The organism is Streptococcus parasanguinis, assembly GCF_901875555.1.
GTDB classification, from domain to species: Bacteria; Bacillota; Bacilli; order Lactobacillales; family Streptococcaceae; genus Streptococcus; species Streptococcus parasanguinis_H.
The window spans coordinates 1-21,527 of sequence record NZ_CABFMD010000036.1 but is presented as its reverse complement, the minus strand read 5'-3'; the positions used below and the strand labels follow the sequence as shown (position 1 = coordinate 21,527).

The 21,527-nt window shown below is 41.3% G+C and carries 19 protein-coding genes; 7 read left to right on the top strand and 12 right to left on the bottom strand.

Going from position 1 to position 21,527, the window contains the following annotated elements:
* From JX304_RS09715 to pulA, 4 genes are all read left to right on the top strand, one after another.
* Nucleotides 1-843 carry a sugar ABC transporter permease gene (locus JX304_RS09715; RefSeq protein ID WP_205012388.1) on the top strand — a complete coding sequence of 281 codons (843 nt, stop codon included), beginning with the start codon at nucleotides 1-3 and terminating at the stop codon, nucleotides 841-843.
* A gap of 143 nt (nucleotides 844-986) precedes the next feature.
* Complete coding sequence (locus tag JX304_RS09710) at nucleotides 987-1,799, top strand: DUF1189 family protein (RefSeq protein WP_205012387.1); 813 nt, start codon at nucleotides 987-989, stop codon at nucleotides 1,797-1,799.
* Between the two features lie 11 nt (nucleotides 1,800-1,810).
* Nucleotides 1,811-2,794: a LacI family DNA-binding transcriptional regulator gene (locus JX304_RS09705; RefSeq protein WP_205012386.1), complete on the top strand. Its 984-nt coding sequence runs from the start codon at nucleotides 1,811-1,813 to the stop codon at nucleotides 2,792-2,794.
* An 8-nt stretch (nucleotides 2,795-2,802) separates the two neighbouring features.
* Nucleotides 2,803-4,878 (top strand): type I pullulanase, encoded by a 2,076-nt coding sequence (gene pulA, locus JX304_RS09700; protein ID WP_205012385.1) that lies wholly within the window; start codon nucleotides 2,803-2,805, stop codon nucleotides 4,876-4,878.
* A 26-nt stretch (nucleotides 4,879-4,904) separates the two neighbouring features.
* On the opposite strand, the gene JX304_RS09695 is transcribed toward pulA, so the two are convergent.
* The 11 genes from JX304_RS09695 to JX304_RS09645 form a co-directional block, all read right to left on the bottom strand.
* Nucleotides 4,905-5,846 carry a YitT family protein gene (locus JX304_RS09695; protein ID WP_205012384.1) on the bottom strand — a complete coding sequence of 314 codons (942 nt, stop codon included), beginning with the start codon at nucleotides 5,844-5,846 and terminating at the stop codon, nucleotides 4,905-4,907.
* 75 nt (nucleotides 5,847-5,921) lie between these two features.
* Nucleotides 5,922-7,676 (bottom strand): aspartate--tRNA ligase, encoded by a 1,755-nt coding sequence (gene aspS / locus JX304_RS09690; RefSeq protein WP_205012383.1) that lies wholly within the window; start codon nucleotides 7,674-7,676, stop codon nucleotides 5,922-5,924.
* A gap of 97 nt (nucleotides 7,677-7,773) precedes the next feature.
* A complete protein-coding gene (locus JX304_RS09685; RefSeq protein ID WP_205012382.1) occupies nucleotides 7,774-8,001 on the bottom strand; it encodes a hypothetical protein in 228 nt (75 codons plus the stop codon).
* Between the two features lie 251 nt (nucleotides 8,002-8,252).
* Entirely contained in the window at nucleotides 8,253-9,521 is a 1,269-nt protein-coding gene (gene dltD / locus JX304_RS09680; protein ID WP_205012381.1) for a D-alanyl-lipoteichoic acid biosynthesis protein DltD, read from the bottom strand.
* On the bottom strand, nucleotides 9,514-9,753 hold the full coding sequence (dltC, locus tag JX304_RS09675; RefSeq protein WP_187538465.1) for a D-alanine--poly(phosphoribitol) ligase subunit DltC: 240 nt from the start codon (nucleotides 9,751-9,753) through the stop codon (nucleotides 9,514-9,516). The genes dltD and dltC overlap by 8 nt, the downstream gene beginning before the upstream one ends.
* A gap of 14 nt (nucleotides 9,754-9,767) precedes the next feature.
* Nucleotides 9,768-11,021, bottom strand: a complete 1,254-nt coding sequence (gene dltB / locus JX304_RS09670) for a D-alanyl-lipoteichoic acid biosynthesis protein DltB (RefSeq protein ID WP_205012380.1) — start codon at nucleotides 11,019-11,021, stop codon at nucleotides 9,768-9,770.
* Nucleotides 11,018-12,568: a D-alanine--poly(phosphoribitol) ligase subunit DltA gene (gene dltA, locus JX304_RS09665; protein ID WP_200772376.1), complete on the bottom strand. Its 1,551-nt coding sequence runs from the start codon at nucleotides 12,566-12,568 to the stop codon at nucleotides 11,018-11,020. The genes dltB and dltA overlap by 4 nt, the downstream gene beginning before the upstream one ends.
* An 18-nt stretch (nucleotides 12,569-12,586) precedes the next feature.
* A complete protein-coding gene (locus tag JX304_RS09660; protein ID WP_003002102.1) occupies nucleotides 12,587-12,715 on the bottom strand; it encodes a teichoic acid D-Ala incorporation-associated protein DltX in 129 nt (42 codons plus the stop codon).
* A gap of 134 nt (nucleotides 12,716-12,849) precedes the next feature.
* Nucleotides 12,850-14,106 (bottom strand): S41 family peptidase, encoded by a 1,257-nt coding sequence (locus JX304_RS09655; RefSeq protein ID WP_205012379.1) that lies wholly within the window; start codon nucleotides 14,104-14,106, stop codon nucleotides 12,850-12,852.
* Between the two features lie 92 nt (nucleotides 14,107-14,198).
* Nucleotides 14,199-14,882: a DUF4956 domain-containing protein gene (locus JX304_RS09650; RefSeq protein WP_205012378.1), complete on the bottom strand. Its 684-nt coding sequence runs from the start codon at nucleotides 14,880-14,882 to the stop codon at nucleotides 14,199-14,201.
* Nucleotides 14,875-15,654, bottom strand: a complete 780-nt coding sequence (locus JX304_RS09645; protein ID WP_205012377.1) for a polyphosphate polymerase domain-containing protein — start codon at nucleotides 15,652-15,654, stop codon at nucleotides 14,875-14,877. The genes JX304_RS09650 and JX304_RS09645 overlap by 8 nt, the downstream gene beginning before the upstream one ends.
* A gap of 213 nt (nucleotides 15,655-15,867) precedes the next feature.
* On the opposite strand from JX304_RS09645, the gene JX304_RS09640 reads away from it, so the two are divergent.
* The gene (locus JX304_RS09640; protein WP_205012376.1) at nucleotides 15,868-17,115 is read left to right on the top strand and encodes a carbohydrate-binding domain-containing protein; all 1,248 of its coding nucleotides are present in this window, start codon (nucleotides 15,868-15,870) and stop codon (nucleotides 17,113-17,115) included.
* Between the two features lie 89 nt (nucleotides 17,116-17,204).
* Nucleotides 17,205-17,888, top strand: a complete 684-nt coding sequence (locus JX304_RS09635; protein WP_205012375.1) for a DUF4947 domain-containing protein — start codon at nucleotides 17,205-17,207, stop codon at nucleotides 17,886-17,888.
* Nucleotides 17,889-17,976: 88 nt separating this feature from the next.
* Here the strand turns inward: JX304_RS09635 and JX304_RS09630 are convergent, their stop codons facing one another.
* On the bottom strand, nucleotides 17,977-20,772 hold the full coding sequence (locus tag JX304_RS09630; protein WP_205012374.1) for a YhgE/Pip domain-containing protein: 2,796 nt from the start codon (nucleotides 20,770-20,772) through the stop codon (nucleotides 17,977-17,979).
* Between the two features lie 133 nt (nucleotides 20,773-20,905).
* Between JX304_RS09630 and JX304_RS09625 the strand changes: the two genes are divergently transcribed.
* Nucleotides 20,906-21,439, top strand: coding sequence for a TetR/AcrR family transcriptional regulator (locus JX304_RS09625; RefSeq protein ID WP_205012373.1), 534 nt, complete (start codon nucleotides 20,906-20,908; stop codon nucleotides 21,437-21,439).
* Nucleotides 21,440-21,527: the final 88 nt, after the last annotated feature.

Below are 21,527 nucleotides of genomic sequence, written 5' to 3'. Positions count from 1 at the left end.
ATGAAAAATTCAGTTCAATTTAAACGCCGCCTTAATCACTTCTTGACTTACTTGTACATGGTGGTTCTTTCAATCATCATTATCTACCCACTCTTGATTACCATCTTATCAGCCTTCAAGTTAGGAAATGTCAGTGCCTTTACACTTGATTTTAGTGGCAAGCTTAGTCTAGATAACTTTTCAAAACTCTTCTCTGAAACCCCTTATGGCACTTGGTATATGAATACCTTAATCATCGCGATCGTTACCATGGTGGTGCAAACCAGCATCGTCACCTTTGCAGGTTATGCCTATAGTCGTTACAACTTCTTGGCGCGTAAGCAAAGTTTGGTCTTCTTTTTGATCATCCAAATGGTCCCAACCATGGCAGCCCTCACAGCCTTCTTCGTTATGGCTTTGATGCTGAACGCCTTGAACCAACCTTGGTTCTTGATCTTCCTTTATGTTGGTGGTGGTATTCCAATGAATGCCTGGTTGATGAAGGGATACTTCGATACTGTTCCAATTTCCCTAGATGAATCTGAGAAATTGGATGGCGCTGGACACTTCCGTCGCTTCTGGCAAATCGTCCTTCCTCTTGTTCGTCCAATGATTGCAGTTCAAGCGCTTTGGGCTTTCATGGGGCCTTTCGGAGACTTCATCTTGTCTAAATTCTTGCTTCGCGATGAAATCAATTACACGGTAGCTGTTGGTCTTCAAACTTTTATCAGTGACCAAAAAGATCAAAAGATCGCCTTCTTTGCAGCCGGTGCCATTTTGATCGCGGTTCCAATCTGTATCCTATTCTTCTTCCTACAAAAGAACTTTGTTTCAGGCTTGACAGCCGGTGGGGATAAAGGATAAAATAATATTTTGGTACATACATATTTTATTTTTAAGTTAAGGGTAGTATAGTAGATGCTTTACTACCCTTCGTTAAGAATAAAATCAATCAAAGAGATTCCTCTTTGCATCTCTGATTCTCTTATGTTTAGAAAGGTCATCTTATGCCCTATCCTTTTAATTATTTCGCAAGTATCTTCCATTTCCGCTCTTCTTTTGCAAACCGCAAAAAACTGAGCTGGTTCCAAATGATTTTTACTTCTTTCTTTCTAATCTCTATCACACTATTACCTGTGGCGCTGCAAAATGCTCAACTCAAAACCTATCCTTTGACAACCTTTGTCAGCGATGTGTTTGATCCTTTATCAACAGACGTTATGAAAGATATCCAAGAACACGTTGTGATCAAAGACCAAGAGCTCACCTATACAGGGACTAACCCTGTACACAAGACTTCAAAAGGACAGGTTGTCTTAGGCCAAGAAGCAAAGACGAGTGAGAGCAAGGAGTTAACACTCCATTTTGATCGCAAACATTTGATCATCTCAAAAGAAAATAAAGAACTCGCTACAATCTCATACCAGGCTATTAATCAAGAAAGCCTTCGGGATAAAAAAAGCTTCACTCAAGCTATCTCCAGCGATTGGTTCCGTGAAAATCGACTCCCTGTCAGTCTCTTTCTCGTGATCTTCTCTGGTTTCTTATCGACCGTCAATTATTTGATTCTCATCGTAGGTGCTTCTTTCTTCCTCTACTTGACGCGAAAATCTCGACTCTTTTCACTACAAACTTTCAAGGAATGTTTCAACTGTATTCTGAATTGCCTGGGGCTCCCTATTTTACTAAGTGTCCTCATCAGTTTACTATTCCATCAAGTATTTACTACGACGATCATGATCCAAAATGTCTTATTTGTACTCTATCTTGCCATGGTATTTTATAAGACCCACTTCCGTGATCCAGACTATCACCGCTAGGAGGTTTTCTCATGCGTGTTACCATCAAAGATGTTGCGAAACTCGCTGGCGTCGCGCCTTCTACTGTCACGCGCGTCATCCAAAACAAATCCACGATTAGTGACCAAACAAAAAAACGAGTCCGCAAGGCCATGGTCGAGTTGGACTACCATCCCAATCTTAATGCTCGTAGTCTTGTCAGCCAATCTAGTCAAGTCATTGCTTTAGTCCTTCCAGTCGATAGTGACGTCTTCTATCAGAATCCTTTCTTTCCAACTGTTTTACGAGGAATTACCCAGATTGCTTCAGACAATGATTATGCCATCCAAATCTGTACAGGACAAAATGAAGAACGACAGCTCGACAACCTCAAGCAACTGATCTACGGTAACCGTGTAGATGGTTTGATTTTCCTTTATTCCAACCCCGATGATCCGCTCGTTGACTTTGCGATCAAAGACAAGTTTCCCTTCCTCATCCTTGGAAAAGCCGCTTCACCTTTTGTGTCGTTAGTGGATAATGACAACATTAAGGCCGCATTTGATGCGACGGATTATTTCATTCAACAAAACTACCGAAAAATTGCTTTTATTGGAGGAAACAAAGAGCTGTTTGTATCTCAAGACCGATACGAAGGTTATAAAGAAGCCCTCCAAAAAGCAGGGATTCCTCTCGATGAAAAACTGGTCCATTTTTCATTTGGTTTTATGTTGGAAGACAATTCTTATCAATTAATGGAGAGTCTTCCCCTAACAGAACTAGATGCCATCATGACAACCGATATTCTCGTTGCTGAAGGGGTGCGCCAATACCTATTAGAACACCAGCTGACAATCCCGATTATTTCCTTTGATTCGATCAAACCACGACTCGATATTGAAGCCTATATTGACATCAATGCAATGGAACTCGGACGTGAATCTGTTCGGACGATTCTACAAATTATCAAGGATCACAAAGAAGGAAAAACCGTTTGCTACCGTCAATTAATTGACCATACCATTACGAAACTTTAGGAGTCTTTATGTCTACATTTACTGCTTATTTAGATGACCAAGACCTGATTCGTATCCAAAAAGGAGAGGAGCATATCCTTCCTTTTTATTTGGAAACCAACCAAGGTCGTCTTGCCTTAATCCCTGTCAAAATGTCAAGTGGAGCGACTGATACAGGAGACTATTTCTTAAGCCCTATTCCGCTTGAGCTCGGAGAAGAGTACACCATCTACGATGCTGCTGGAATTTCTTCTATACTCCACTACCGTCAAATTGTTCGCAAACCCATTTTTGATCGAACCTTCACCTATAGTGGAGAAGATCTAGGAAGTTTCTACACACCAAGTCAGACACAATTTAAATTCTGGGCACCGATTTCGCAAGATGTAAGTCTCCATATCGAAGATCAGATCTATCCGATGAATCGTACAGAAAACGGTGTCTGGGAACTCTTGCTCAAAGGAGATTGGGAAGGAGCTGCCTACCACTATGAATTTCGTGTCAATGGCCTAGAACGTCGGATTCACGATCCCTATGCTCTATCCTCTTTGGCCAACTCTGGAGATAGCTTAGTCATCGACCGGAAGAAGATTACACGTCCTATCACACGTGCTGCTCGTCAATTAGATCCGACAGAAGCAATCATCTACGAGATGAGCGTTCGGGATTTCTCTGTCCAAAAAGAAGCTGGCTTTAAACACCCTGGTAAGTTTAAAGGCTTGACAGAATCGCCCCAAATCAATGGCCAGGTCCTTGGATTTGATTACCTTCAAAAACTGGGTATTACCCATGTACAGTTACTTCCAGTCTATGATTTCGGTAGTGTCGATGAAGAGGATCAATGGAAAGCCTACAACTGGGGCTATGATCCCGTCCAATACAATGTTCCAGAAGGAAGCTATGCGAGTGATCCCAACGATCCTTATGCACGAATCCTAGAGCTCCAAGACACCATTGACACTTATCATCAGGCCAATCTGAGTGTCATCATGGATGTAGTCTACAATCACGTCTACCAGGCAGATGAGTACGCTTTTGAACAAATCGTTCCAGGTTATTTCTACCGCTATAATGCGGAGGGTGAGCGGACCAATGGAACCTTCTGTGGAAATGATGTAGCAAGTGAACGTTCCATGGTGAGGCACTATATCAAGCAATCCCTCAAACAATGGGTTTCCCTCTACGGCTTTGATGGTTTTCGTTTTGACTTGATGGGAATCCTAGACATTCAAACCATGACAGAGATTACAGAAGAGCTCCATGAAATCTATCCTAACATCTATCTCTATGGGGAAGGGTGGAAGATGGATACAGGCCTCTCTGAAGATCAGCTCGCTCACCAATATAACGCGAAACGATTACCAGCCTTTGGCTTTTTCAGTGATAACTTCCGGGATACGGTCAAGAGAACACTTGTAGCCGGTCACCGTCGTGAGAATCAACATCCTGCAAATGATTTTGCGAACATTCTAACAGCAAATGTCGGAAAGCTAGGACCTGCTCATTTCACCCAACCTCAACAAGCCATTCAATACGTCGAATGCCATGATAATGCAACTGTTTTTGATTATTTCCAACTTGAAAAGGAAGAGATTCGTCTAGAAGATCGAAAAGCTCTCTCACGCCTCGCTCTTCATTTGGTATTATTATCCCAAGGTGTACCTTTTATCCATGCCGGCCAAGAACGTTACCGCACAAAAGGGCTCGAAGACAACACCTATAACTTGCCAGATAGTCTCAACCAATTGGACTGGACATCCCTTCTAAAATGCCAAGAAGAACTTGCTTTTCTTAAAGAATTGATTGCTTATCGAAAATCGCAACCACTCCTTCGTTTGAAAAAAGGGCAGGAGATACGAGACTACTGTGATGTCAAATGGTTGTCTGATTATCACTTTATCTACACTATCGAAAAAAATCGTGAAAAAATAGCCATTCTCGTCAATATCGGTGATCAAGAACAGACCTATCGACATCCGAGCGATAGTCAACTGCTATTTGCCTATCCTTATGCCAACCTCCAAACGCCTATTCCTAAAGAAAAGGAACTTTCTATTTCCGCCCATAGTTGGCTCCTTCTCCGCGAAACTGAAAAAACAAAATAAGGTCACCACAATGTGGGACCTTATTTTTATTCTTCTGTTTCCACAAAGCGTCCAATGATATGAACGTTTTCTGAAATGGTGATAAAAGCCTGAGGATCAGCTTTTTTCATAATATATTTAAATTCATTAAACTCTGCACGCGTAATAACTGTCAGCAGAACCGCTTTTTCCTGATGGTTATAGGTTCCTTCTGCATTGTGGATAATGGTCGCTCCACGATTCAATTTTTTATGAATCTTTTCAATAATGGCATCTGGCTGGCTCGTTACGATCATTGCCTGCATCCGTTTTTGCTTGGTAAAGACAGCATCCGTTACTCGACTCGATACAAAGATAGTAATCATAGAGTAAAGAGCATACTTCCAACCAAAAGTCAGACCGGCAATCAACATGATGGTCCCATTGACCAAAAAAGAGATACTGCCGACATTCTTTCCTGTCCGTTTTCGAATCGTCAAACTGACAATATCCGTTCCACCACTGGAAATGTTGTTCCGAAGAGCAAAACCAATCCCTGTTCCCATGACAACCCCACCAAATAGGGCATTCATGATCGGATCGTTGGTCAAAGTAATCACTGGCACGAACTGAATAAAGAGGGAACTCATCGAAACCGTAATAAAGGTAAAGATGGTAAATTTATGTCCAATTTGATACCAAGCCACAATCATCAAAGGGATATTGATGGCATAAAAGGTCAAGGAAACCGGAATCGTAAAGCCGATAAAGCGTTGGCTTAAGACAGATAAAATCTGAGCTAGCCCTGTTGCACCGCTGGAGTATACATGGCCTGGTTGAAAGAAGAAGTTGACAGCAATTGCTGATAGAAAACCATACAGCAAGGAAGCCGACACTTTTTCATCGTATTTCTCACGGGAGATGCTCTTCAGCACGCGCAATAATTTAATGTTATAAGCTAGTCGCCGCACATGATAGCGAAATAGCTTATGAAAGCGAGTTTTTTTCATTTTTAATCCATCGATTAGAAGAAAAGGAAAATCTTAGAGTAACTGATTTCTAGACTGTCCTTTTTCTCTCATGTCCTATTCTTGCTCTGCTACTTCTACTTGAAGATTTAACTCATCCAATTGTTTTTCAGAAACGACAGAAGGAGCTTGTGTCATTGGATCTGTCGCCTTGTTATTCTTAGGAAAGGCAATGACTTCACGAATATTATCTTCACCTGCAAGAAGCATCACGAAGCGGTCCAAACCAATCGCCAATCCACCATGTGGTGGGAAACCATAATCCATTGCTTCTAACAAGAAACCAAATTGTTCATTAGCAGCTTCTTTTGTAAATCCAAGCGCCTTAAACATCCGTTCTTGTAAGTCTTTATGATTAATCCGTAGGCTTCCTCCACCTAATTCATACCCATTCAAGACGATATCATAGGCAATTGCTCGAACTTTTGAAAGATCGCCTTCCAATTCATGCTCTGTTTCAGCTTGTGGGAGTGTAAATGGATGGTGAGCAGACATATAACGGCCTTCTTCTTCAGACCATTCAAACATTGGCCAATCCACTACCCAAAGGAAATTGTATTGATTGTTGTCAATCAAGTCAAGCTCTTTAGCAAGACGAACACGCAAAGCACCAAGCGTTGCATTGGCTACTTCAAGAGTATCTGCTACAAAGAGGACTAGATCTTTATCTTCTAACTGTAAAGCAGTTGTCAAGTCACTTGTCAATTCTGTCAAGAACTTCGCAACAGGTCCGTTCAAAGCACCTTCAGCATATTTTACCCAAGCAAGACCTTTTGCACCGTATTGCTTAGCAACTTCTGTCAATTTATCGATATCTTTACGAGAGTAATGATCCGCTGCACTTTTGACAACAATCGCCTTAACTGCTGGAGCTTCCGAGAAGACTTTGAAGTCTACACCCTTGACAAGTTCTGTCAAGTCTTGTAGCAACATTTCAAAACGTGTATCTGGTTTATCTGAACCATACAAGGCCATGGCATCATCATAATTCATCCGTGGGAATGGGAGTATTACTTCAATTCCCTTAGTTTCTTTCATGACACGTGCGATCAAGCCTTCTGTAATATCTTGGATTTCTTGATCACTCAAGAAAGAAGTTTCCAAGTCGACCTGTGTAAACTCAGGTTGACGGTCCCCCCGTAAATCCTCATCACGGAAACACTTCACGATTTGATAATAGCGGTCAAATCCAGCATTCATCAACAATTGCTTTGTAATCTGAGGACTTTGTGGAAGGGCATAGAAATGACCCTTATTGACACGGGAAGGAACCAAGTAGTCACGTGCTCCTTCTGGAGTTGACTTAGAAAGAAACGGTGTTTCCACATCAATAAATTCTAATTCATCTAAGTAATTACGGATCGAATGAGTTACTTTTGCACGGAGTTTGAGGTTGGCCAACATCTCAGGACGACGAAGGTCTAAGTAGCGGTAACGCAGACGGGTATCATCATTGGCTTCAATTCCGTCCTTGATTTCAAATGGTGTTGTTTTGGCGGTATTGAGAACCGTAATCGCTTCTACCTTGAGTTCTACTGCTCCTGTAGGCAAGTTTGGATTCGCTTGTTCACGAGCTTCTACAATACCTGTCACTTCTACAACATATTCACTACGGATACTTTCGGCTGTAGCCATCACTTCTGAACTAACTGTTTCTGGATTGATCACCAATTGCATGATTCCTTCGCGGTCACGTAGATCGATAAAGATCAAGCCACCCAAGTCACGACGACGGCTAACCCATCCTTTCAAGGTAATACGAGTTCCAATGTGTTCTTCACGAACACGTCCAGCATACATTGAACGTTTCATTTCTTCATTATCTCCAAACTAATATTCTTCCTTCTATTTTACCATAAAGACCAGCAGAAAGTGGCCTTTAGCTCAACTTTTTCAGTTACCAACTTCTTTAGTTATCGTGGCCAACTTCTTCCTTTTTTTTGGGATCATCGTAGAGAGTGGGGGCTATCACCTTCATTATAGTCGCTGTCCCAAATCTCAAGACAGATGCTGCTAGCCCAAAAATTGGGGATAAGTAACGGAAAAAGAAATCTCCCCTAAATGCGTAGGTCATACCACCCACAATAAAAAAGATCACAATCCCCTGAACAATTGCGTAAAACCAAATTTTTTTCACACTATTTCTCCTTTTCACATGCTAGCTGACTTATCCACTGTTTTTCATCACTTATCCACAAAAATGTGGATAACTTTTACCTATTTTCCCCTAAAAAGAGGAAGGTTCATCAGCATCAGGACTTGTTTTCATCCATTTACAAGCAAGTTTCCCACAACCTGTGGATAACTATCTTGCTTACTTGTGACTTTCCGTCCCTTTCCTAACAAATCAAGGAGCCAGGATTCGATCCTGCCCCCTTTGATCAAGCATTATTTAAATTCGTCTGGTGTTCCTTTATATTGGGCCCAATCTTTACTGAAGAAGCGATCATTTAGATGGTAAGTTGGTGCTTTTTCAGCCTTTGTGACAAAGGGATTGACCGCTTTATCAAAGGCTAGCCAACCATTCCATCCCATATGAATCGTATCTTCCATAAAGTAGGGCTGATCACCATCTTTAGAAAAGTCAGCAATATTGGTGAATCCTTGACTTTCCAATTGGTAACGAATCTTTTGAACAGCCTGTTCATACTTTTCTTGGCTCAAGCCTGTGTATTTCATCCATTTGGCATTGACTGGAGGAATCACAAAGATGACATTGGTACGAGATTTAGCAAACTGGTCTAGAACCAACTGCAAGTCATTGTACTCTGGAGATTGAACATAGGATTCGTTCTTTTGGAAACCTTTTAGTTTCTTCAACTTCATTTTTAAACGAGTATTGTAAAAATGATTGCTGATCCCAAGATCGTTGTTATTGGTTTTGACTTTTGCTTCAGCCGTTGCAATTTCCTCCAATTTCTCATATGAGAATTGGTCTGGCAAATCTTGTAGACGTTTTTTGACCTTCTTATCATAATTCCCGTTTGTACGAGTAGCGAGATTACTAAATAAGGCATCTTCGCGCTGAACCAGATGGGAAACAAGTTGGTTCAATTGCTGATCAAAGCTTGAGATCTTCTCTCCTTGAGAAATTTTGGTCACAACACCTTGAAAAGCGACATTTGGGTACTGTTGTAAGAGGCGTTTTGCAGCATACTGAGATGCAGCATCTTGTTGGTGATTGGCAATAAAGCTATTCAACTGATCGCTATTAAAGAATTGTTGAAAGGCAGAGGAATCATAGCCCTTCTTGGTAAACCATTGTGGAGAAACCACATAAACAGCTGTATTGTCCTTGAGTTCTGGCAAAATCTGTTGCATTCCAAAATACTGGTTCAAAGAAGCCGCACCACGTTCTCCTAAAAAGTAGGGTCTGTAATTACGGTCATATTTTTCAGCCAAAACTGCTGGATGCACCACATCAAAACGCAACCATTCACTTGATCCGAAATAAGGAACAAAGCGATGCTGTGGATCCGAAAGTGCTTCTTGCTTCTTTGTACGACTCTTGAAGCCTTCTGCATTGAGACTGACGGCAGCCTTTTTTTCTTCCGTATAGTTGTGTTTATGATTGACCGGGTATAAAGCTAGTAAGGTCACCACCATAAGAAGGGCACAGAAAACCGGCCCTAAAATCAACCATAAACGCTTAAGCATTCTGAAGCTCCATCACACCTTCTACGATTTTGTTTGCAGTGTTCCAGTCATCGCGTCCAAATTCAGACACAGGAACACGGATTCCAAATCGACTTTCCAACTCAACAATTAATTCAACTGTTCCCATGCTATCAAGAACACCCGCATCAAAGAGATCCTCATCCATCATGTCTGAGACATCTTCCATAAACAATTCGTCAATAATTTCAATTACTTGTGATTTTACATCCATTTTTTATTCTCCTTTTATTTCACTTTTGGGAACCATTGCTGATCCAAGAATCCTGAGAAGATCAGGAAGGACAGCATCACTGTATTAAAGGTGATAAAGATCCCCAAAGCCTTGGTCCAACGATTGTCCGGTATCGGATCCAATCCTTTTGCTTTTCTTTCTTTATTAATAGATTTTTTCTTTCGAATCCAGGCATCATTGATAACCATTCCAAGCCCATGGAAGAGCCCATAAGCGATATAGTACCAAGTCACCCCGTGCCAGAATCCCATGACCAACATATTTATAATGTAGGCAACATTTGAGGTGGTAATCCGGCTCTTGAACACTTTATTACGCATCAAGACCATGACGAGACGCATAAAGACAAAATCACGGAACCAGAAAGATAAACTCATATGCCAGCGATTCCAGAATTCCTTTAAATCACGTGATTTAAAAGGACGGTCAAAGTTGATGGGACTTTTAATCCCCATCAAATTGGAAGCTGCTAAGGCAAACATGGAATACCCTGCAAAGTCAAAGAAAAGGTCAAAGCCATAAACATACATGACTCCCAGCGTTCCGATGTTGAAGAATCCACCTTGAGACAAGGCATAGGTCTGCACATGACCTAACAATAAGTGGCCAAAAATATGAGCTAGGATAAATTTATAAAGGAAGCCATACATGATATACTTAACAGCTTGCTCCAACATATCCAACAATTCATCACGCTCTGGGATTTTTTTGTAATCCTCATCAAAACGCTTGAAACGATCAATCGGCCCACTTGAGAAGGTCGGCATAAAGAGCATAAAACGCAAGAATTCCCAGAGCGTGAATTCTTTCAAGACACCATCTCGCATTTCGATGATCATTCCGACAGCTCGGAAGGTCAAATAAGAAATCCCTAAAAATCCAAACAAGGATTGATGTCCATTCTTGATCGCTGGCTCTACCTTAACAAAGATCAAGGGCAAGACAGATAAGAAGGAATGAAGATAGAAAATCCACTTATTGTCCGCTTTCTGACGATAAAATTTGTAGGAATACACAATCAAGATTTGCCAGACTACGTAAAAGAGTAAGGCATAAATTTGCTTGAGATTCGAACCTGTCAGCATCAAAATGATAAAGATCAGACTCACAAGTCCTTCATATACCGGAAATCTCTTTTTGAAAAAGAGACCCACAAAAATTGGCAAAAAAGCTAGAATGAGGTAGATAAAATATATCGGTGTTCCATAGTGTTCTAAATGAGGGAGCTGTTTCAAAAACTCGATCATCGGTTGTTAACCTCGCTAATCAACCCTTTGATGTCGATTTTTCCATTTGGTGTTAACGGCAAACTATCACGGTAAAGGAATTTCGATGGCATCATATAAGACATCATGATATCTTCCAAATCTTCCTTGATGGCTTTCGTAATATCAATTTCCCGTTCAAATTGCCCTTTGACACCATCTTTTAGGATGACATAAGCCAAGAGGTTTTGAACTTTATGATCTTTGTTGTAGCGCGGTACAGCAACAGCCGACTCAATATACTTGGATTTGTTCAAGTTTTGAGAGACATCTTCTAGCTCGATGCGGTAACCGTTAAACTTAATTTGGAAGTCCATTCGACCACCGTAGAGAAGAAGTCCTTCATCTGTCATGGTTCCAACATCTCCTGTGTGGTAGGCTGGAAGACCTTCAAACTCAAAGAAAGCTTCAGCCGTTTTTTCAGGATTGTTCATATAACCTTTGGAAACCGCAGGCCCAGACACGATGATTTCTCCCTGTTCCCCGTTTGGCAATTTATTTCCATCTTCATCGATCACGAAGGTTGGAGAATCCGCCTTTGTATAGCCAATTGGCAGACGTTTCAAAGTAGCCAACATCTCATCGGTCACAGCTACAGCTGAAAGAGCTACAGTCGCTTCCGTTGGACCATAGGCATTGATGATGCGCGCATGTGGGAACCGTTCACGCAATTTTTGAGCGGTCTTGACGGTCAACTCTTCCCCATCAAAATAGAAATGAGTGATTGCTGGCATCTTTTCAGCATTGAAATCCTCAGACAACATGGCCATATCCGCAAAAGATGGTGTTGAAGTCCAGATAGCAATTGGAAGAGAAAAAATGGTCGCAAAGAGTTGTTTAAAGTCTTGGGTGATGGCTGATGGAAGAGCATAAAGTGTGCCTCCAAGAGCTAAGGTCGGTGCCCAATACATGACAGACAAGTCAAAAGAATAGGGTGGCTGTGCTAGCATTTGCGGACGCTCTGGCGTTGCAAATTCCTTGTCCGTAATCATCCAGTTTGTAAAGCTGAGCAAATTATCATGCGAAATCTGCACCCCTTTTGGCTTCCCTGTTGTCCCTGAGGTAAAGATAATGTAGTAGTTATCATCTCCCTTAACTGGATGCTGCAAGTCATAAGCATTCTGAGCTGCATAGGCCGCACGAACCTCGTCCAGGCTCAAAATAGGAGTGGCTCCACTTTCTAGTGGAAATTCATGAATGGCAATAATCAAACTTGGTTCTGCCACTTCGACAATGGCTGACACGCGCTCCAAGGCTGAATGACTATCAATTGGAATGTAGGCATGGCCTGATTTGGTCAAAGCAACAAAGGTTGCCAACATTTCATATTCTTGTCCACCAAATACTACAACTGGAGATTTTTCAGGAAGGCCTAATTGGTCAATGTGGGCCGCTAAACTATCTGAATCAGCCTTGAGCTGACCATAAGTATGCTCTTCTCCAAGGACATTGTAGACAGGATAGTCTGGTTGCAACTGAGCATAGCGTTCAATCGTATCGATCATATCGTGAATGGGTTGGTTTGACACAGGTAGAAGTCTCCTTTTCTAAAATTCATTGTAAATAAAGCCACCTTGACCTTGACCAAGGTAACTAAAGAAATAAAGCAGGGCTAAGAAAATGGCGAAATACAAGACCGTCTGCCCGATAAATTTATAAAGTGTTTTATGTTTCATAAGGTTCACTCTTCATTTTGATTGTTATTGTCTATTTTACCATTTTTTATACCAAGTAAGCAATTTTAAACATAGCAAGTAGGTCTTGGAAAACGTTATCATTTGTCGCTTGTTATTTTTTCATTGCAAGTTGCCTAGATCCCTCCTTGATGAAGGCATTTCAAGGCCAACTCTAGGTCTACATCATTCTCCAAGTGGCGGGGCGACCATGGGACCAAAATGTCCGGTTGGACCCCTTTATCCGTCATACCCTTGCCATGATCTATCGCTAACGACCGAGAAGTTGGGAAAAAGAACTGGTAATCTCCATAATCTACCTCACAGCAATTTGAATAATCTAAAATTCCCAGTGTCGGACGCCCCAGCACTGTCACTTTCTGAAAATGCTTCATCATGCGAACGAAATTATCTCCTGATGAACCACAATAAACATCCGACAAGAGAACAATTGATTCTGGATAGGCTTTCCCTTTGATATCTGGGAAAAATTCTGAATCATCTTCACCGTAGGTCAGATAGCCTTTCCCACGATTTTTTAAAAGCTCCTCTTTCATTTCTTGAATCAATTGCTTGGTTTCTTGGCTAAGGTATTCCTGTTGCAGCAAATCCTCAAAATCCTTCAAACGTATATCTGCATTTCGATTGGTGTAAAGAATCTCCATACCCTCATCCTGCCACTCTATCGCGTCATAGCCTTGACCTTCTGACAAAGCAAGATGCAATAGTGGAAAATACAAGGAATCGGTCCCTCCGCTATTTTTTCGAACATCTATCACTAGATATTTCGTCTCTCGAAGGAGGGGAAAACACTCTTGGTATAAGTGGCTAATCGCTTGTTCTTCCATAAAATTATCCAAGCGAAGATAGACGGTCTCCTCATCCAATTGTTTCCAAAATATATGATCCTGAATCGGCTCTCGGCTGGGGATTACTTCAATGGTCTTTTCTACCCCTTCTCGAAGCAGGGTAACCTTTGTCGACTGAGAGACCAAATCCGCCCATTCTCTATAGTGTCTTTCGGGGGTCTTACTGATAAAATAGTCCTTATGAAGAGACGCTACTTGCTTCAAGTCACTTCCATCCAGACCTAGGATTTGATCTCCTACTTGAAGACCCGTATCCTCATTTGTCACTTCTACATAGAGACCATCTTCTGTCGAGCGCAACAAAAAACCTTTATTGGGGGCCTTTTTCTTTCCAAAGGAAACATGACCAATCACCCCAAAACTAGCTAGGTATGTCTTAACTTGGTAGAGAAAGGCATCATCTGTCATATCATCTGTCATTTTTTCTCGAAAACGATCTGGATCGCATCCTTTTCCATCCTTGATAGTAGATGAATCATGAGTCATAATCGAGATGATATCTTCAAAAATAGCAGTCTTTTTCATAAAGGATTCCTTCAATTTTTTAGAAACAGTATACCACTTTTTCTTAAAAAGTTCTTAAAATCCTAAAAAACTATCCTAAAGTAGGATAGCCGTTATAGATTCTTTCTTTTTTTGGCTTTCTTTGTCAGAGCAACATCACAATTTTCAATCTTGCTAATCAATAGATTGGCAAGAGCAAAATCATCGATGTTCGATTTCATATTCACCTCATAGTTCAAGGTCAATTGTTCTCCAGCTTGGGCCGTTGTGACAGAAATAAAGTCAATTTCTGAACAACTTTGGTCTAACAACTGGCTGATTTGTTCTGCAACAGCATCTTGTTTTGAGACTGTAATGGTCAAATGACGGCGCCGTTGATGATCTGCCTTACTCTGTTTGTTCTCCAATACAAGCCAAACCCCTAGTAAAGAGAGGGTTGATAAAATGGCCAATAAAAGATAGCCCGATCCTGCTGCTAGTCCTATAATCATGGCTAGAAAAATCGCAATCAACTCTCTCGAACCACTCGTAGCCGACCGGAAACGAATCAAACTAAAGGTCCCTGCCACTGCAATCGAGGTTCCCAAACTTCCATTGACCAAAAAGATCACTAAGGTCATCATACAAGGAAGCAAGGTCAAACTAATGACAAACTCTCGAGTGTAAAGTGTCCGGTATTTATAAGTCCAAGATAGGGCCATCCCTAAAAAGAGGCTGACTAAAAGGGCCAACAGTAAGCGCAAGGGATCCACCGTTGCTGTAGCATTATTAAAAATAGAATCAAATAGATTAGACATAGGCAGCACCTACCGTTTCTTCCGCTGGTCTTGGGGCATAATCCAATCCTTGTGATTTATGATAAGCACAGCTATATTTTGAAAATTTCTGCTTGACCAAACCATACTTCTCTAAAATATCCTTTAACCATTGAGGTTCTTGTCCGGGAGCCTTAATTTCCATGATCACGAAGTCATCCTCTAACAAAGGTTCTCCTTTCTTCCCATGAAAAAGACTAACAGCTTGATCACGAAAGACTAAGTTTTGATCGATTGTCACGCGAATTTTCTGATATGGATAACCCTGAATGGATTTCTTTTCTTTGAGAGACAAGCGATCATAGTAAATGAACATCCGTGGTTCCAATCGATGACCATAGCGTTTACGCAATCTCTGAATCTCTTGCACTAAGTCTGGATCTTGTATCTGATGATCTACTTTTCCATCTGTCATCAAGTTGATAATGGCTTGTGAAGTAGCGACTAGACGGAATTTATGGCCAATTCCTTCTTCATCTTTTGACTTCACCTCTAGAAATACCGGACTGTCTGCTTGAGGTGTTTCTATATAAGTCCGCATCCGAATTTTTTCACGGCGGTGTTGTTTGGCAAGAGTATCTTGAATGACCTCAAAATTTTCCGTATCAAAATAAATGTTTGAAATAGTTGAAGTTGGATAATCATCTTCTACGACGTATTCTTTTAAGTCTTTGATCAAGTCTTTTACGTCATCTTTTGCGACGATATATTTTGTTTCGATTCGTTTAAAACTTGTCTCAATTGTTTTTCTCATGTTTCTACTCCTTTAAGGGGGGATATTGCTTCTAATCTTCAGTAAGTATGGATACGACTTACGTGCTTTCTAGTTTAATGGGACTTTCTTAACTGGTCATTAAGCCAAACTTAAAGAAAACTAAAGTTAAGGTTCCTTTCAGAAAAACTTTAGGAAACTTTCAGTTAGCAACTTTAGACTAGGAGCATATCAATTGAACGAGAGGAAAAGCTCATGAAATCAAACAAATGGAAATTTTTATTAACGGGGGCCGCAACCCTCACCCTACTAACAGCGTGTGGCCAAGCATCATCTCAATCAGCTACAACAAGCGCAACAACAACTACTTCTAGTGTCTCAAAGAAAACGACTAAAACCAAGCAATCTGACTATTTTACCGAAAAAGATTCAGATACCTCATATGATGAAAGCAAAGCCTCTACTGTAAAACTGTCTGGATCTTCTGCAACTGTTTCAGGTGACGGTGTCACCGTTTCTGGATCAACCGTGACCATCTCTAAGGCCGGAACCTATGTCATCTCTGGTAAATCCGATGGGGTTCAAATCAAAGTCGAAGCAGGTGACTCAGATGATGTTCATATCGTCTTAAAAGGGGTTACCATGACCAACACCAACGCGCCAATCTCTGCTACGAAAGCAGGACATGTCTACTTGACTCTAGCAGATGGCACGACCAATACCCTATCTGACTCAAGTTCAAACAGTGATGAAGATGCCGATGCGGTCATCTTCTCTAAAGGGGATCTCACCATCAATGGTTCGGGTACGCTCAATATTGATGCCAAGAAGAACAACGGGATCAAGGCCAATGACACTCTCCACATCACGGGTGGAACCTATAAAATCACGGCTGTAGGAGATGCCTTCAACGTCAATGATGAGCTCAATATCACCGGTACGACCATGACCATCGATGCAGATGAAGATGCAGTCAAGGTGGACAATGATGAAGATACTTCGGTCGGAACTATGTACCTTTCAGATAACAAAATGACCATCACAGCAGGAGACGATGGCATCCATGCTTCTGGTGATCTGATCATCGATAGCGGAACCTATAAGGTAACCGAGTCTGTCGAAGGTCTCGAAGGAAAATCGATCACCATTAACGGTGGAGATATCACCATCTATGCAACCGATGACGGGGTCAATGCGGCTAATGCCAATGCCAACCAAGATGAAATTTTCTTCACCATGAACGGTGGAACCCTAAATGTCGAAGTCGGCCAAGGGGATACCGATCCAATCGACTCAAACGGTAATATCACTGTTACCGGAGGAACCATTAAATTAACAGGTCAATCCGGCTTTGACTTTGATGGAACAGCCACCTACACAGGAGGAGACATCTATATCAACGGTGAAAAACAAACGGAAATTGTCAACTCCATGCCTGGAGGCGGTGGCGCTCCCGGAGGTGGCGGACCTCAAGGCGGTGGACCTGGAGGCGGGCATCAATAATCAATCACAAAAGCGGGAATCCTCTTCCTGCTTTTTTTGTTGCCTTTTTTATGATAGAATAGAAATTCAATCAGCTTATCGAAAGGAACATGATGAAAAAACAGACACTACCTCTTTTCTTCACACTCTTGCTGTCTCTTCTTTTTCTCTCAGCCTGTGTGCCGGACCTTAAGATCAATTTTAAAAAAGAGCCCACTACTACCACCTCAAAAAAGAAAACCACTAAAAAAAGTAGTTCGAGCCGTTCTAGCTACCCAAATCGTTCAACTAGTTCAAACAGCTCAAGCAACTCCTTTAGCTCGTCTTCAACTACTACGCAGCCCTCTTCTGACATCGTCACAACCGAAGGACTCCCCAAAAATGCTCAAGAAGCTCCAAAAGATAAGATTTATGCAACAGGGAACCTAAAAGTGGCTTACTCTAGAAATGGCGATAACATTTTTGCCCAGACGCCGGATTATGAAGGATATACCACTGCCCTTGTCCAAAAGATTCTTGGGAATCCAGAGAAACAAATAACTGACCCTGCTTATATTGCCGAATCTTTTGAAAATACTGAATTAGAAAATATTAAAGGACTCTACCACGAGGGAAAAATCACAGGGGAACAAGCTCATGCCTTTTTAATGGGGGCCGTTGATCTCAAACAAGCTTCTAAATTCGGAGTAGACTACACCATATACACCTATAAAAACAACAGTATCCAACTGGTCTTTGAAAACGACCAACTTCTCTATATTACGCCAAATCCTGATGTTGTCTTTTTTAAATAATAAAAATTCTCGCTTAGACAAGCGAGAATTTTTGTTTCACATGAAACAAAAGACTCCCAACACATTCATTGTTGGGAGTTCCTGAAGATTAGTCCTCTTCATATTTTTTAGGATTATAGAGCCACATTCCGATGCCTGCAAAAAGAGCAATAGTCATCAGAAGAAAGGCCACTTGATTTCCAATTTCTCCTGTCATCGAAATCGTTTGACGAAGACCAGAAACGGTATAACTCATTGGCAAGAATGGATGAATGGCTTGGAAAAAGCCATTTGTCAACGCAAGAGGGTAGGTTCCTGCACTAGAAGCCAATTGCAAGAGCAAGAGGATCAAGGAAAGGAAAGCACCGACCTTTCTTTGCCATGTTGTTAAAGCGGTCACGATAGACATGAAGGCTACACTACCGATCACACAAAGGAAGAGGGTAGCCATCTCATGATTGGCAGATAAACCAATCAAGTGAACAGCACCATAAACCAAGATTCCTGCAACCACCGCAATGGTTCCATTGACCTCAAAGCGCGATTTAAACCATGCCCAACGACTTTCAGGATGACGACCGGATGGCAATTTTGCAAAGATCATATTGGTTGACAAGGCACAAACAAAGAGAGCTACAGAGATCATATACGGAGCCATTCCGACCCCATTTACAGGGACATTGTCATGGTCTGTTTTAGAGGTCGTAACAGGATTTGCTAAGGTTTTAGCGTTTTCTTTTTCAGTTGTAGCAGCATTCAATTGTCCCTTAGCATCGTTTAATCCTTGACTCAAGGTTTGGCTTCCTGTTGCTAATTCACCTAAACCATTTGTCAATGTTTGCCCACCCGCTGCTAATTTGCTGGATCCATCTGAGATTTGATTTGCACCGTCAGCTAGTTTATCAGCCCCTGTCACCAATTGACTTGATTTTTCTGTCAACTGGTTGACACCTGTGACAAGTTTATTGACACCACCTGCCAACTCCGGAGTTTTACTGTTCAATTGCCCTACACCGTCAGCTAATTTTCCAGCTCCAGCAACCAACTCACCAGACTTCCCTGTTAATTGTGTAGCTCCTGAAGCCAGTTGATTCATACCTGATGTCAAGGCAGGCATCTTACCATTTAACTCACCTAGTCCAGAAGCTAATTGACTGCTTCCTGCAAGCAATTCGGATGATTTACTATCTAGTTGACCAACACCTGCTGCTAACTGACTGGCCCCATTCGTTAAAGTATTGCTATTCGTCTGAAGTTGGGTTGCTCCATTAGCGATTTTATCGACACCTGCTGTATAAGCGTTGATCCCTTGACCGATGGTTTGACTAGCTGGCAACAATTGTCCACTAACTGCGGATTGGATCTTAGACAAACCACTTGACAAGTCTGTCAAGGTAGAAGAAGCTGTCGGCAACACTTGATTTGCTGCTGTTTGCAGTTGTGTTAAGCTATTTCCTGTGTTTAAACCACCTTGTATAGTTTGAACAGTTGTCAAGATGCCTTGAGCAGCTGTCTCTGCTGAGCTTGGGCTCGATGAGATCGCCGCATTGATTTCTGCTTGTTGATCAGCTGTCATTGCTTGATAGGCTGCTGTTCCTTGCACACTTGCAAGGGCATTTGCACGATCCGCTTGGGCTGAAGCAAGGATTGATTGAGCTGAATTTGCAATACTCATCAATCCAGCTGACAATCGACTGGTATCTACTGAAGCATTTTGAATTGCTGCATTTAATTGGTTCAAACCAGCTGCCAATTGATCAATCTGAGCTGATTGACTTGTAGAAGCTTGTAGCTGACTTGATAATGTTTGAATACCTGATTCTAATTGAGAAACCCCATTTCGAAGAGTAGTGGATTGACTACTTAATTGACCCGCTCCCTCTGATAATGACGCAACCCCATTTGTATAGGTTACTAAACCATTTGAAAAGTTAGACATGCCTGAATTCAATTGACGCACACCATTGGTATAATTCCCAAGACCATCATTGAGGGTCCCCATACCACTAGTTAACTGACCGACTCCCGAAGCCAGCTGAGGTGTTTGACTGGCCATTTGGTTAACGCCGCTTCCCAATTGAGCTACCCCTGTAGCATAAGCCATTAAACCTGTATTAAAACTTCCAAACCCATTGTTTAATTGCTGAACACCAGATACCAACGTTGGCATTTGACCAGCCATTTGATTAAGACCATTTCCCAATTGACCCACACCATCTGTATAGGCTGCTAGACCCGTACGAAGGGTGGTTGCACCATCTGAAAATGTTAAACTGGAACTAGCTAAGGTATTCAAATTAGTGGTCAGTGTTTCCCCACCGTTTTCCAACTTTGTTGCACCATCTGCTAATTTAGCACTTCCATCTGCCGCTGTCCCCATACCAGATTTAAGCGATCCCATTTTGGAAAATAAAGCTGTTGTATAAGTATTGGTCACTTTTTCAGCCACTGTCTGCTTCATTTTTGTCATTGCAGTGTCGCTCATTTTTCCTGCGATAAAACTATGACCACTGGACGTTTGGTAATTAATTGTCATCTGTTCTGGATGATTGGTTAGAATGGAGCTAGCTTTCTTTGAAAGATCCTCAGGTAGGGTTACAATCATATAATAATCCCCATTTTTGAGACCATCTTTCGCAGCTTTCTCATCTACAAAATGAAAATCAAGCGAATCATTGCCCTTCAAATTGGACACCATGTCTTTTCCGATTTCCATCTTTTGTCCATTATATGTAGCAGATTGATCCTTATTGACAACCGCTACAGGAAGATCCGAAACTTGGCCATATGGATCCCACATGGAAGATAGAAAAATAATATTATAAAGAGCTGGAATCAACGCAACTCCAATCATGACAATAATAAATGTTGGCTTTTTAAGAATAGCCTTCCATTCTTTCATCATATTTTTTGTCTCCTTTTTATACACATTGTCTAAATTTCTGATATAATAGATTATACAGTTTCTAGAAATTTTCACAAGTAGAAAATTTCATTTTTAGACACTGTGTATAATTTTGTGCAAAAAGGATTAACAGATGACTGAGAGCAATAAACGATTAAAAACAAAACGAAATATTGAGGAGGCGATGGTTCAACTACTCGAAAAGGAATCATTCGACCAAATCACAACGGTTGAGTTAGCACAAGAATCCGGTATTAGTCGCTCTAGCTTTTATACCCACTATCGAGACAAGTACGATATGATCGAGCGTTACCAACAAGCACTCTTTCACAAGCTTGAATATATCTTTGACAAACACCAAGACGACAAGCGTCAAGCGATCACAGAGGTGTTCGAATTTCTAACCAAGGAGCCACTCTTTGCGGTTCTTCTGACAGAGAATGGAACCAAAGAGATCCAAACCTTCTTACGACATAAATTACAGATTCTTCTGGTTGATAGTTTGCAAGAACGCTATAGTCATAAATCATTAACAGATATTGAAAGAGTCTACAGTTCTGTCTATCTGACCAATGCCTTCTTCGGAGTCTGTCAAATGTGGGTTTCTCGCGGAAAAAAAGAAAGCCCTCAACAAATGGCTGAATTTTTAATGAAAATGTTACAGTAACATTGAGAGTAGGACAGAAATCGGTCATTCGTTAGAATTCGATTTCGTCGTCCCACCTCCGCACAGTTGAGTAGGGCTGTAAAAACTG